This is a genomic window from Peribacillus sp. QJM3NY_7, from assembly GCF_056173225.1.
The window spans coordinates 1,552,597-1,565,052 of record NZ_CM149663.1; the positions used below are offsets into that span (position 1 = coordinate 1,552,597).

Here is a 12,456-nt window from a genome sequence, read left to right on the forward strand (position 1 = left end):
ATGGCTCAATTGACGATGATTCAAGCAATTACAGAAGCATTACGTACAGAACTTAAAAATGACGAGAATGTACTCGTTTTTGGGGAAGATGTAGGTCTTAATGGAGGAGTTTTCCGTGCAACGGAAAATCTTCAAAAAGAATTCGGTGAAGATCGTGTATTCGATACACCTCTTGCTGAATCTGGAATCGGTGGATTAGCGGTCGGTCTTTCTTTACAAGGTTTCCGTCCTGTTCCTGAAATTCAATTCTTTGGGTTTGTATATGAAGTAATGGATTCCGTAAGCGGTCAGCTTGCTCGTATGCGCTACCGTTCAGGCGGACGTTACAGTGCACCGGTTACAATTCGCTCACCTTTTGGGGGCGGAGTCCATACTCCGGAAATGCATGCTGATAGCTTAGAAGGTTTAATGGCCCAGCAACCAGGGTTAAAGGTAGTTATCCCTTCCACTCCTTACGATGCAAAAGGCTTATTGATTTCAGCGATTCGTGATAATGACCCTGTCATTTTCCTTGAGCACATGAAATTGTACCGTTCTTTCCGTCAGGAAGTTCCTGAAGAAGAATACACAATTCCATTAGGAAAAGCGGATGTGAAAAGAGAAGGAACGGATTTATCCATTATTACTTATGGTGCGATGGTGCAAGAATCCATCAAGGCAGCTGAGGAATTGGCTAAGGATGGTCATTCCGTCGAAGTGGTCGACTTACGGACTGTATCACCATTGGATATCGATACAATCATTGCTTCTGTAGAAAAAACAGGACGCGCTATCGTTGTTCAAGAAGCACAAAAGCAAGCTGGTATAGCAGCGAATGTCGTAGCGGAAATTAACGAACGTGCCATTTTGAGCTTGGATGCTCCAGTACTGCGCGTGGCGGCAGCTGATACGGTATTCCCGTTTTCACAAGCTGAAACAGTATGGCTCCCTAATTATAAAGACATTATTGAAACGGCGACTAAAGTCTTGAAGTTTTAACAATCTTAAGTAATGGAATGAATGTCCTGCTCGGGAAAGTGATTTTGCATTAACGGTAATGCAAGATAAAGGACTTTATTCAAAGCACTAAGTATGATTTAATATAGGAGGTTGAACTCAGTGGCATTCCAATTTAGACTCCCTGATATCGGAGAAGGTATACACGAAGGTGAAATAGTGAAATGGTTTGTAAAGCCAGGAGATAAGATACAAGAAGATGACGTGCTTTGCGAGGTTCAAAACGATAAGGCCGTTGTTGAAATCCCATCACCGGTGGAAGGTACCGTTGAAGAAATCCTTGTTCAAGAAGGAACGGTTGCCGTTGTTGGCGATGTACTTGTAACATTCGATGCTCCAGGTTATGAAAATCTTCAGTTTAAAGGGGATCATGGAGAAGAAGCGAAGGCAGAAGGCGAGAAGAATACGGAGGCCCAGGTTCAAGCAACTGCTGAAGCTGGACAGGAAGTCAAGAAAGAGGCTGCTCCGGTTCAAGAAAATAGCGGAGTAACGGGCGCGGGAGCACAACCACAGGTTGAGGCAGATCCTTCACGCCGTATTATCGCCATGCCTTCTGTCAGGAAATATGCACGCGAACAAGGGGTAAATATTCGTGAGATCACTGGTTCTGGGGATAACGGCCGCATCATGAAGGAAGACATTGATGCTTTCAAAAACGGCAAAACCGCTCCACAGCAACCAGCAGCTCAAAGTGAAGCTTCACAACAAAATGATACGGAAACAACCGAAAAACAAAAAGTTTCAATTCCAGAAGGGCAATATCCTGAAACTCGTGAGAAAATGAGCGGTATGAGAAAAGCGATCGCAAAAGCAATGGTTAAGTCCAAGCAGACAGCTCCGCATGTTACATTAATGGATGAAGTCGATGTGACGCTATTGGTTGCTCACCGTAAGAAATTCAAGGAAATTGCTGCACAAAAAGGAATCAAGCTTACTTTCCTACCTTATGTTGTTAAAGCGTTAACAAGTGCATTGCGTGAATTCCCTATGCTTAACACATCATTTGATGATGAAGCTAGTGAGATTATCCATAAACACTATTACAATATCGGAATTGCGGCAGACACAGACAAAGGACTGCTCGTTCCAGTTGTAAAAGATGCAGATCGTAAATCAACTTTCGCTATTTCACAAGAAATTAACGAATTAGCGACGAAAGCCCGTGACGGCAAATTGGCTCCTAACGAAATGAAAGGTGCTTCTTGCTCCATTACGAATATCGGTTCCGCAGGCGGTCAATGGTTCACACCTGTTATCAATCATCCAGAAGTTGCCATTCTAGGGATTGGACGCATTGCCGAAAAAGCAATTGTACGCGACGGGGAAATTATCGCCGCTCCAGTTCTGGCATTATCACTGAGCTTTGATCACCGCATGATTGATGGAGCAACAGCTCAACATGCATTGAATCATATCAAAAAGTTATTGAACGACCCAGAATTATTGTTAATGGAGGCGTAAACAATGGTAGTAGGAGATTTTCCAATCGAAACAGATACTTTAGTAATCGGTTCAGGCCCAGGGGGATATGTTGCCGCAATTCGCGCAGCACAGCTTGGACAGAAAGTAACGGTCGTTGAAAAAGGAACAATCGGCGGAGTTTGTTTGAATGTAGGCTGTATTCCATCGAAAGCTTTAATTTCGGCTGGACACCGTTTCCATGAAGCTCAGCATTCAGAAGATATGGGTATCTTTGCAGAAAAAGTTACTGTTGATTTTTCTAAAGTACAAGCTTGGAAAGGTACTGTTGTAAAAAAATTAACTGGCGGTGTAAGCAGCCTGTTAAAAGGCAATAATGTTGATGTTGTAACTGGCGAAGCTTATTTCGTTGATGAAAACAGCATCCGTGTTATGAATGATGACTCAGCCCAAACATATACATTTAAAAACGCAATCATCGCAACTGGTTCATCGCCAATCGAGATTCCGTCATTTAAATATACGAAACGCGTACTTAATTCAACTGGCGCTCTTGCTTTGGAAGAAGTTCCAAGTTCGATCGTGGTAATCGGCGGAGGTTACATCGGAACTGAGCTTGGCGGAGCATTCGCTAGCTTTGGCACTAAAGTGACGATCCTTGAAGGTACAGAAGAAATCCTTTCTGCAGGCTTTGAAAAACAAATGGCAGCACTTGTTAAGCGTAACCTTAAAAACAAAGGTGCTGAAATTGTTACTAAAGCAAATGCCAAAGGCGTGGAAGAAACTGATACAGGTGTAACCGTTACTTATGAAGTAAAAGGCGAAGAGAAAAAAGTTGAAGCCGATTACGTTTTAGTAACAGTTGGACGTCGTCCAAACACTGCTGAAATCGGCCTGGAACAAGTCGGAATCAAAATGACTGACCGCGGTTTGATCGAAACGGATAAACAATGCCGTACTAGCGTGAAAAACATCTACGCAATCGGTGATATCGTTTCTGGACCTCAGTTAGCTCATAAAGCTTCTTATGAAGGTAAAATTGCAGCTGAAGCCATTGCTGGACATTCATCTGAAATCGACTATCTTGCTATTCCGGCTGTTGTATTCTCTGAACCGGAACTTGCTTCTGTCGGTTATAATGAAAAAGAAGCGAAGGAAGCTGGAATCGAAGCGCTTGCTTCTAAATTCCCATTCGCTGCAAATGGACGTGCTCTTTCATTAAATAATACGGACGGATTTGTGAAGCTTATCACTCGCAAAGAAGACGGATTGGTTATTGGAGCACAAATTGCAGGACCAAATGCTTCTGATATGATTGCAGAACTAGGTTTGGCTATCGAAGCAGGAATGACTGCCGAAGATATTGCGATGACAATCCATGCACATCCAACTTTAGGGGAAATCACAATGGAAGCTGCTGAAGTTGCCCTTGGAACTCCTATTCACATCATTAAGTAATTAAGATTTATAAAAGCGTACTGCTAAATGCAGTACGCTTTTTTTATTGGCCGGATTAAAAAAATGAAGGATGACTCCCATTCATGAATTTCTTCTCACTAGTTAAATGAAATGGACAAAAAGGGCATAAGCTATAAAAAGGACTTCTTACTTTTTTCCTTGAAAGGGTTTGAAAAAGGCCATAAAGGATAAAAAATAAGATGAGCGATTTGTTAAAGAATATTTTTTGCCAATAAAAAGATCATGGCTGATATATTCATATTAAAATGGGGTGGATCACTTGAAAAATTATCTGGTAATCCTCTTTCAACTAATCGTTTGGAGCGGGTATACATTAGTTGAATGGCTGTCTGTTAACGATCGATTCGTTTTCAAAGTATTCATGTTTCTGGTCTTTTCTTATCTAGCCATTTACATTGGTAAAATGATTTTAAAATCCAATAGACGAACCATGCTTGTTACCGTGATAAGTCTATTATGTTACGGGATTTTGCAAATCCTTTTGGAAACGCTGGTACCCGTATATTGAATTTTTACGTAAGCTTCGATGACATATAAAACCACGGAGGTATCATGTTTAACAAAGTAGTGGCATTATTTACATTAGTATCATTTTTATTGATGGCTTGTAATGACCCGAGTTCCGATCAAACTGAAAATGAGAGTGAAAAAAGTGTCGAAACGACGACAACGGTCCAAGATGAAAGTCAGCAAGAGAAAGATTTGGAAACAGAAACGTCACAGACGATTGGCGAAGGGGATGTAAAGGCAGAATATCGGGTGGATAAAGAGAATTGGTCATTTAAACCGATTGGGGATGCAAATCCGAAAGTTGTGTTGTTGACATTTGATGATGCACCTGATAAATATTCCCTGGCAATCGCCCAAACCCTGAAGCGACTAGAAGTACCTGCGATATTTTTCGTGAACGGTCACTTTCTTGAAAATGATGAAAATAAAGCGTTGCTGAAAGAAATTCATGAAATGGGTTTTTCCATAGGAAATCATACGTATTCCCATGTAAATTTAAAAGAGTTGAACGAAAAGGAACAAGAGCGGGAAATCGTAAAATTGAACAATTTGGTTGAGGGAATAATAGGGGTACGCCCTAAGTACTTCAGGGCGCCATTTGGTTCGAATACCGAGCATTCAAAAAAAGTCGCTGAGAAAGAAAAAATGTTGGTCATGAATTGGACTTACGGCTATGACTGGGAAAAAGAGTATCAGGATAAAAAAGCTTTAACGGAAATCATGTTGAACAGCCCTTATTTGGGAAATGGGGCGAACTTACTGATGCATGACCGGAAATGGACGAGTGAAGCGATAGAGGATATCGTGAAAGGTTTTCAAAAGAAAGGCTATGAGTTCCTTGATCCAAAATTAATTGAAACGCCTGCTTGAGCCAATTTCGGCATTCGCAGGTTTTTTTATTTCCTCGGATAATAATACATCACCCGTTTATTGAAGAGATGTAGCTGCGCCCGTAATTTCTTTGCAAGGAATTTGCACAATTCATTAGCTTTTCCCTTATCACCGAAAGTTGCTGTTTCAGGGAGGGTGAATTGGATATAGGATTGGATCCGATCTGATCCATCTTCATCCTTTACGACTTCTTGGTCAACTCCTATCAATATCATGTGATATCGATCTTCTTTGGCTTGGAGATATATGGCCTTATCCTTCATTCTTTCCGGTTCTTTCATTTCATAAGGAAATGCTTTCTTATCATAGTCCCAATCCAATTGCTTTCCGGTTTTCGCTGTAATCATTTGATAATAGTTCAGCAATTCTTTCACGTCTTCGATGGTTACAGTTCCTTTCACGGACTCGGGAACGAGTTTGATATAGGCATTTTCAGACATGTAGATCCCCCTTCAATCGATAAGATGTAAGAATATTTTAACATTTTATGGATGTATTATATACCTATCTATATGTAAATGAAAAGGCGAAATTCCTTTTTCACCCTTGCCATCCCAAAGCAAGGAGTGTGATGCACTGAGTCCAGGGACCTTTATAAATAAATTCCCGTGTTTTAAAAAAGGCTGTTTTCGCATACTTTATTGCTATTTACCAAGTAGTGAGTTGTGGTTGATTTCCCCTCCAGATGCTCGCTTTCCTTGGTGCGGGCGGTGAGCCTCCTCGGCGTAAACGCCTGTGGGGTCTCACCTGTCCCGCTGCTCCCGCAGGAGTCTCGCACTTCCGCTCCAATCAACCTTAAATAGTTTCGTTTTAAAAACAACAATCTTTATGAAAAGAGCCTAAAAAAAAGAATGAGTCTAACGAACGATTGGAATCCATTTCTTTCAACATGATCGTTCATTAAGTGAGAAAAAGTATATATGTTATACTTTTTAGCTTGAAATAATAAATGTGTTATATTATAATTCATTTAAAGCGGTTACATTATATCAATGATGCATACAATATAGGGGAAGGGGTTGTAAAAATGGGAACTATCGTATGTCAAACTTGCAATAGCACGATTGAACATTTTGAAGATGAGAAAGTAAGTGTATTATACACACATAATCACAACTGCCAATGCTGTGATACAGCTGCCTCTGAAAAATAAATGGAAAAAAGATTTCAAGATTAATAGAATGTAAGGGTGTTTCAGGGTTGTAACCTGGAGCACCCTTTTTATAGAAGCCAGTGCTTAATAATAAAAGGTTAAAAAAAAACCAGAGCAGTACTCTGCTCTGGTTTGATGGGATAATCAATTTTTTATGATGCGTAAATGTTTTATTTCTGGGTCCTCAGGGCCTTGAACCGGAAGTCCAGCCTCGATGTTTTTCCGGATGTAATTGATATTATCTTCAGTAATCAATTCTCCTGGAATGAAGATCGGAATTCCAGGCGGGTAAACCATGATGAATTCAGCACTGATTTTGCCGACAGATTCCTCAATGGGAACCACTTCGGTTTCTGCATAAAATGCCTCCCTGGGTGATAAAGCCAGCGGTGGTGTATCAGGAAGCAGGACTTCGATCTTTTCATGTTCAGCCGCCATTTCCTTAAACTCATCCGCTAAGTCTCTAAGGGCAGCGATCAGCAGGTCCGCTTCTGTTTTTGTGTCTCCGGGTGTTATCAGGCAAAGGATATTGTACAAGTCGGAAAGTTCCACTTCGATATTATGCTTTTCACGAAGCCATTTCTCAACGTCGTATCCGGTAATATTCAATTCCTTGATGGATATGATCAATTTTGTCGGATCATAACTAAAGGCTGCCTCGCTCTCGAGAATTTCGCTGCCGACACAGTAAAGATAAGGAATCTCATTAACGGCCTCACGGATATACCCTGCGAGATTGATCGCTTCATCGATCATTTCCCTGCCCACTGTCGCAAGTTGTCTTCTAGCCGTATCCAGGGAAGCCAGAAGGATATAGGAGGTTGAGGTGGTTGTGAGCATGCTCAATATGGCTTGAACACGATTTGCGGAAACCAATCCAGTCTTAACATTCAATATGGAACTCCCCGTTAGTGAACCGCCCAGTTTATGAACACTAGTAGCAGCCATATCCGCTCCAGCCTGCATGGCTGACATCGGCAAGTCTTCATGGAAGTGTATATGGACACCATGTGCTTCATCTACGAGTACTGGGATTTGGTGGGAATGGGCAGCTTCCACTATTTTTTGCAAATCAGCCGAAATGCCGAAATAGGTGGGATTGATGACAAGCAATCCTTTTGCATCGCTATGTTCCCTTAAAGTTTTTTCAACGGCATCAACGGTGATTCCGTGTGAAATGCCCAAATCTTTGTCTATTTCAGGATTGATGAAAATGGGAACAGCTCCGGAAAATACAATGGCAGACATTACGGATTTATGTACATTCCTTGGGACGATGATTTTGTCCCCAGGTCCGCAGACTGTCATGACCATCGTCATGATTGCTCCACTTGTTCCTTGAACGGAAAAGAATGTGTGATCTGCCCCAAAAGCTTCAGCGGCAAGATCCTGAGCTTGTTTGATGATCCCCTTTGGCTGATGGAGATCATCGAGTGGAGCGATATTGATTAAATCTATCGATAATGCATTTTCTCCAATGAAATTACGGAAATCAGCGTCCATTCCTTTTCCTTTTTTATGACCTGGAATATGAAATTGAACGGGATTTCTTTTTGCATGCTGCAATAAGGCAGTGTATAAGGGTGTTTCATTCTGTGACAATTCTTTGTGGCCCCTTTTCAGTAAAATAGGTACGAAATATGGGAGGTTTTACTCCCTTTCTATTAATGATCGTATGTTTCTCCGATTCCATTTGTATGGTTAGTAAGCTTGTGGATAGACATAAAACATATGAATTATAGCACGTCTTATAATAAATGCCTAGAGTGATTTGTCTTTAAAGAGCCCAATAAAATTATCAGCAGTTTATAAATATCCATTTTTCTAGTATTAACTTGATTTACTCAAGAATTCTTCTTTTTTTATATTGTATGTGTGAGTTAAAAATTGAACGGGTAAACAATATTTGCCATAATGAAGCTAATGATTTGGATTCAGCTAAATAAACAATCCAGCAAATGAAAAGGGAGATGAGGAGTTTGAAGTGGGAAACGCGTGTGACCGATTTGTTAGGTATTAAATACCCAATTATACAGGGGGGATTGGCCCATTTAGCATATGCCGACCTGGCTGCGGCAGTGTCGAATGCAGGCGGGCTAGGGCAGGTGACGGCAATGTCCTTGGACACCCCGGAGCAGCTGATAGAAGAAATAAGAAAAACAAAATCATTGACGGATAAACCGTTTGGTGTGAACTTTGCGATCGGCCAGCATGGGAGGCCTTATGAACACATGCTTGAAGCAGCCTTGAAAGAGGGAATTGCAGCTGTTTCCGTAACCGGCGGCAACCCTGGCCCTTTTCTTGATTACGTTAAAGGCACTCAAGTGAAAAAACTGGTGCTCGTTGCTGCAAGAAGGCAGGCAATGAAGGCTGAACAGCTTGGTGCAGATGCAGTGATGGTAGTTGGTCAGGAGGGCGGAGGACATTTAGGGCGTGATGATATTGGAACCTCCGTGTTAATTCCTCAAGTTGTGGACTCCGTTAAAATTCCAGTCATCGCGTCTGGTGGTTTTGGCGATGGTCGAGGTTTGATGGCAGCGTTGGCGCTTGGTGCCGAAGGAATCGAGATGGGAACACGTTTCATAGCTGTCAAGGAGTGTGTTCATGCACATGAATTATATAAAAATGCCTTGGTTTCCGGCACGGAAAATGATACCGTTATCATCAAGCGGTCCATTGGTGCACCAGCCAGGGTAATTGCAAACAGCTGGACCGATAAGATTCTTGATATTGAAAAAGAAAACGGCGGATATGAACAATTGAAGGAATACATAAGTGGAAAAGCGAATCAGCGTTATATTCATGACGGTGTCGAGGGTGAAGGCTTTGCCTGGGCTGGACAAGTGATGGGGCTGATTCATGATGTACCATCGACTGCTGAACTATTCAGTCGGATTATCGACCAGGCGGGAGCAATTCGGTCAAAATGGGCAGACTGATGATGCATGGTCCGCCGGACAACATGAAAAACTATCTAGAAGGAGCGTGTTTAGGATATGGATTATCAATATCCAATGGATCTTGATTGGTCTACTGACGAAATCGTAGATGTGATTAAATTCTTTGAAGCAGTAGAAAAGGCTTATGAAAATAAGATACAAAAGGAAGAATTCATGAAGGCTTACCGAAGATTCAAGGAAATAGTCCCCGGCAAGGCGGATGAAAAAAAGTATACGGATGAGTTCGAGTCAGTCAGCACCTATTCAGCCTATCTTGTCATTAAGAAGGCAAAAGGAATCGATGACGGGGAATGGATAAAAATGAAACATTAAAAATATAATTTTTCGAAAACTCCATTGACTTACTGAAAAGATTGTTTTAACATAATAATCAAGAAAAAGATAAAGGCAGTGACGAAGAAGAGTACCTTAATGATGTTCTGCAGAGAGCCAGTGGTTGCTGAAAACTGGTGAACGAAATTAAGCGAATGGACTTCCGAGCCCCAAACCGAAACGGATGAACGGAGTAGGCTTTGGCGATTATCTCATCGTTAATGGAGATAGGCATGTTAATGCCGTAAAGTGAGCTAATTTAGCTAATTAAGGTGGTACCACGGGTTCCTCGTCCTTTGGATGAGGGCCCTTTTTGCGTTTTTATGAAAATGATAATTAAATCTATGAATGAGAGTAGTAATCTTTTTAGATGCGTCACAGAGAGCCGGAATAGGTGGAAACCGGTACGATATAAGAAGATGAATGGACTTATGAGTGGTTTCTTGAAAATAAGTAGGGAAACTCGGCTGCCACCGTTAAAGGGTAATCGCAAGAATTCAATTCTTGCTTGAGAGGGAAAAATGATGCATTTTTCCAACTTGAGGTGGCACCGCGGTATACCGTCCTCTGCAGACACATATTTGTGTTTGCAGGGGATTTTTTTATTGGAATTTCAATATATATACCTTTTAAAGAAAATATCCAGAGGAAATGAAGACCTGGCATTTGGCCAAAAGGGTTTTCCCTCGGGGGGATTATAAGAGCGCATAAGAATCGGGAGGGAATCAAGAGATGAATAATTTGGATGAAAAAAAAATACTCCGTTTCAAAATGGATACAATTGAAGGGGATATCCATACACCCATTGCCATATTTCAGAAATTAGATGGTGACCAGAAGTTTTTATTGGAAAGTTCGAATTCGCATCATGACAACGGCCGCTACTCATATCTAGGTTCAAAACCTTATTTGGAGGTGACATCGCTTGCTGACCGAGTAAATGTGAAAGACATTGAAACAGGTGATCAAATCGTTAAGGACATCAATATCATCGAGTTTCTAAAAAAAGAATTATTAGTGGAAATAGAAGAGGTTCCCACACATCTTCCGCCATTTAACGGTGGCGCAATCGGATATATGGGCTATGATATCATTCGTCTTTATGAAAATATTGGTCCGGTTCCTCCTGATTCATTGCAAATGCCTGATGCTCACTTTCTTTTTTATAAAGAACTGTATATATTCGATCATGTTCTGCAGAAGATCCATCTTTTGACTGCTGAAGAAGATAGTGAAAAAAGTATATTGGGAATGAAGGATAAAATGAATCAGGCAAGCAAGCCGTCAAAGGAAATATCGTCGGAATATTTGGAATTCAACTCGAATTTCAGTCAGGATGAATTCGAGAAAATGGTCCTTGAAGCTAAATCGGCGATCATAGCTGGTGAAGTGTTCCAAGTCGTTTTATCACAAAGGTTTAAAGCGGACTTTGATGGGGAGCCTTTCGACGCCTATCGTCGTTTGCGATTAGCCAACCCCTCTCCTTATATGTTTTATATAGAATTTGGTGAATATACAATCATTGGGTCTTCTCCAGAAAGTTTAATCAGTGTTTCATCAGGAACGGTTCATGTTAATCCCATTGCCGGCACAAGGCCGAGAGGGAAAACGGATGAAGAAGATAAGGGCTTCGAAAAAAGCCTGCTGATGGATGAGAAGGAACTTGCCGAGCATAAGATGCTTGTTGATTTAGGTAGAAATGATCTTGGCAGGGTTTGCGAAATCGGTTCAATCCACCTCACCGAGGAAATGGAAATTCAAAGATATCAACATGTCATGCATATTGCTTCGAAGGTTAGCGGAAAGCTTAGGGAAGGGTACACGAGTTTAGATGCACTGACGGTCTGCCTTCCTGCCGGAACAGTTTCAGGTGCTCCTAAAATCAGGGCAATGGAGCTGATCAATGAACTGGAAAATTGTAAACGGGGGATGTATTCGGGCTCGATAGGCTACATAGGTTTTGGAGGGGATCTTGATATGGCTTTAGCCATTCGGACGATGATCATTAAAGATGGCAAGGCCTATGTACAGGCAGGGGCTGGAATCGTATATGATTCAGATCCAAAAACGGAATATGAAGAAACACAAAATAAAGCACGCGCTTTAATGGAGGTTCACACTAGATGATTTTATTAATTGATAACTATGACTCGTTCACTTACAACCTTTATCAATATTTAGGTGAAGTGGAAAAAGAAATCGTAGTAAAAAGGAATGACGAAATCACCCTTGCGGAAATTGAGGAACTGAATCCAATGGCAATCGTCATTTCCCCGGGACCGGGCAGGCCCGAAGATGCTGGAATCAGTATGGAGATCATCCGCAATTTTTATGAGAAGGTTCCGCTATTAGGCATTTGTTTGGGGCACCAGGCCATTGGGGCGGTTTTTGGAGCGAATGTTGTTGGGGCGAAACAAATCATGCATGGAAAAACATCGGTAATCGAACACGATGGAACAGGTGTTTTTGCCAAACAGGACTTACAATTCCCGGTAATGCGCTACCATTCCCTTGTGGTTGAAAGGGCGAGTTTGCCAGAAGAACTGACTGTGACGGCAGTGGCACTGGATGATGGGGAAATCATGGCCCTTAAACATCAGGAATTCCCTCTCTACGGTTTACAGTTCCACCCTGAATCAATAGGGACGAAAATCGGCAAGGAATTATTACATCAATTTTATGAGATTGCCGGTACCTTTCAATCAGAGAAGGAACAATCCATTCTATAAAACAAAA

The 12,456-nt window shown here is 41.5% G+C and carries 12 protein-coding genes and 2 other annotated features; of the genes, 10 read left to right on the forward strand and 2 right to left on the reverse strand.

Features of this window, described 5'->3' with window-relative positions:
- The 5 genes from AC0VX1_RS07545 to AC0VX1_RS07565 all read left to right on the forward strand — a co-directional run bounded on the left by AC0VX1_RS07545 (position 1) and on the right by AC0VX1_RS07565 (position 5,274).
- On the forward strand, positions 1-978 hold the full coding sequence (locus AC0VX1_RS07545; RefSeq protein WP_034314063.1) for an alpha-ketoacid dehydrogenase subunit beta: 978 nt from the start codon (positions 1-3) through the stop codon (positions 976-978).
- 120 nt (positions 979-1,098) lie between these two features.
- Positions 1,099-2,457, forward strand: a complete 1,359-nt coding sequence (locus AC0VX1_RS07550; protein ID WP_034314061.1) for a dihydrolipoamide acetyltransferase family protein — start codon at positions 1,099-1,101, stop codon at positions 2,455-2,457.
- 3 nt (positions 2,458-2,460) lie between these two features.
- Complete coding sequence (lpdA, locus tag AC0VX1_RS07555; protein ID WP_053534295.1) at positions 2,461-3,873, forward strand: dihydrolipoyl dehydrogenase; 1,413 nt, start codon at positions 2,461-2,463, stop codon at positions 3,871-3,873.
- Between the two features lie 271 nt (positions 3,874-4,144).
- Positions 4,145-4,402, forward strand: a complete 258-nt coding sequence (locus tag AC0VX1_RS07560) for a hypothetical protein (protein ID WP_306804763.1) — start codon at positions 4,145-4,147, stop codon at positions 4,400-4,402.
- Positions 4,403-4,446: 44 nt separating this feature from the next.
- On the forward strand, positions 4,447-5,274 hold the full coding sequence (locus AC0VX1_RS07565; protein WP_475470623.1) for a polysaccharide deacetylase family protein: 828 nt from the start codon (positions 4,447-4,449) through the stop codon (positions 5,272-5,274).
- Between the two features lie 26 nt (positions 5,275-5,300).
- Here AC0VX1_RS07565 and AC0VX1_RS07570 read toward each other — a convergent pair whose 3' ends face one another.
- Positions 5,301-5,735, reverse strand: a complete 435-nt coding sequence (locus AC0VX1_RS07570; RefSeq protein ID WP_057279026.1) for a DUF1885 family protein — start codon at positions 5,733-5,735, stop codon at positions 5,301-5,303.
- Positions 5,736-6,322: 587 nt separating this feature from the next.
- On the opposite strand from AC0VX1_RS07570, the gene AC0VX1_RS07575 reads away from it, so the two are divergent.
- On the forward strand, positions 6,323-6,448 hold the full coding sequence (locus AC0VX1_RS07575) for a GapA-binding peptide SR1P (RefSeq protein ID WP_081108747.1): 126 nt from the start codon (positions 6,323-6,325) through the stop codon (positions 6,446-6,448).
- 144 nt (positions 6,449-6,592) lie between these two features.
- Here the strand turns inward: AC0VX1_RS07575 and AC0VX1_RS07580 are convergent, their stop codons facing one another.
- A complete protein-coding gene (locus AC0VX1_RS07580; RefSeq protein ID WP_413008680.1) occupies positions 6,593-8,050 on the reverse strand; it encodes an aminotransferase class I/II-fold pyridoxal phosphate-dependent enzyme in 1,458 nt (485 codons plus the stop codon).
- A gap of 377 nt (positions 8,051-8,427) precedes the next feature.
- Between AC0VX1_RS07580 and AC0VX1_RS07585 the strand changes: the two genes are divergently transcribed.
- From AC0VX1_RS07585 to AC0VX1_RS07600, 4 genes are all read left to right on the forward strand, one after another.
- A complete protein-coding gene (locus tag AC0VX1_RS07585; protein ID WP_413008682.1) occupies positions 8,428-9,387 on the forward strand; it encodes an NAD(P)H-dependent flavin oxidoreductase in 960 nt (319 codons plus the stop codon).
- Positions 9,388-9,444: 57 nt separating this feature from the next.
- Positions 9,445-9,720 carry a UPF0223 family protein gene (locus tag AC0VX1_RS07590; RefSeq protein ID WP_048687073.1) on the forward strand — a complete coding sequence of 92 codons (276 nt, stop codon included), beginning with the start codon at positions 9,445-9,447 and terminating at the stop codon, positions 9,718-9,720.
- A gap of 69 nt (positions 9,721-9,789) precedes the next feature.
- Positions 9,790-10,020 (forward strand) — a binding site (T-box leader).
- 35 nt (positions 10,021-10,055) lie between these two features.
- Positions 10,056-10,291 (forward strand) — a binding site (T-box leader).
- A gap of 161 nt (positions 10,292-10,452) precedes the next feature.
- Positions 10,453-11,847, forward strand: a complete 1,395-nt coding sequence (trpE, locus tag AC0VX1_RS07595) for an anthranilate synthase component I (RefSeq protein ID WP_475470626.1) — start codon at positions 10,453-10,455, stop codon at positions 11,845-11,847.
- The gene (locus AC0VX1_RS07600) at positions 11,844-12,449 is read left to right on the forward strand and encodes an anthranilate synthase component II (protein ID WP_063576936.1); all 606 of its coding nucleotides are present in this window, start codon (positions 11,844-11,846) and stop codon (positions 12,447-12,449) included. The genes trpE and AC0VX1_RS07600 overlap by 4 nt, the downstream gene beginning before the upstream one ends.
- Positions 12,450-12,456 lie beyond the last annotated feature (7 nt).

Excerpts from the sequence above, each read along its gene's own strand:
- AC0VX1_RS07545 (WP_034314063.1), top strand. The coding sequence starts at position 1 with ATGGCTCAATTGACGATGATTCAAGCAATTACAGAAGCATTACGTACA.
- lpdA (WP_053534295.1), top strand. The coding sequence starts at position 2,461 with ATGGTAGTAGGAGATTTTCCAATCGAAACAGATACTTTAGTAATCGGT.
- AC0VX1_RS07565 (WP_475470623.1), top strand. The coding sequence starts at position 4,447 with ATGTTTAACAAAGTAGTGGCATTATTTACATTAGTATCATTTTTATTG.
- AC0VX1_RS07570 (WP_057279026.1), bottom strand. The coding sequence starts at position 5,735 with ATGTCTGAAAATGCCTATATCAAACTCGTTCCCGAGTCCGTGAAAGGA.
- AC0VX1_RS07575 (WP_081108747.1), top strand. The coding sequence starts at position 6,323 with ATGGGAACTATCGTATGTCAAACTTGCAATAGCACGATTGAACATTTT.
- AC0VX1_RS07590 (WP_048687073.1), top strand. The coding sequence starts at position 9,445 with ATGGATTATCAATATCCAATGGATCTTGATTGGTCTACTGACGAAATC.
- trpE (WP_475470626.1), top strand. The coding sequence starts at position 10,453 with ATGAATAATTTGGATGAAAAAAAAATACTCCGTTTCAAAATGGATACA.
- AC0VX1_RS07600 (WP_063576936.1), top strand. The coding sequence starts at position 11,844 with ATGATTTTATTAATTGATAACTATGACTCGTTCACTTACAACCTTTAT.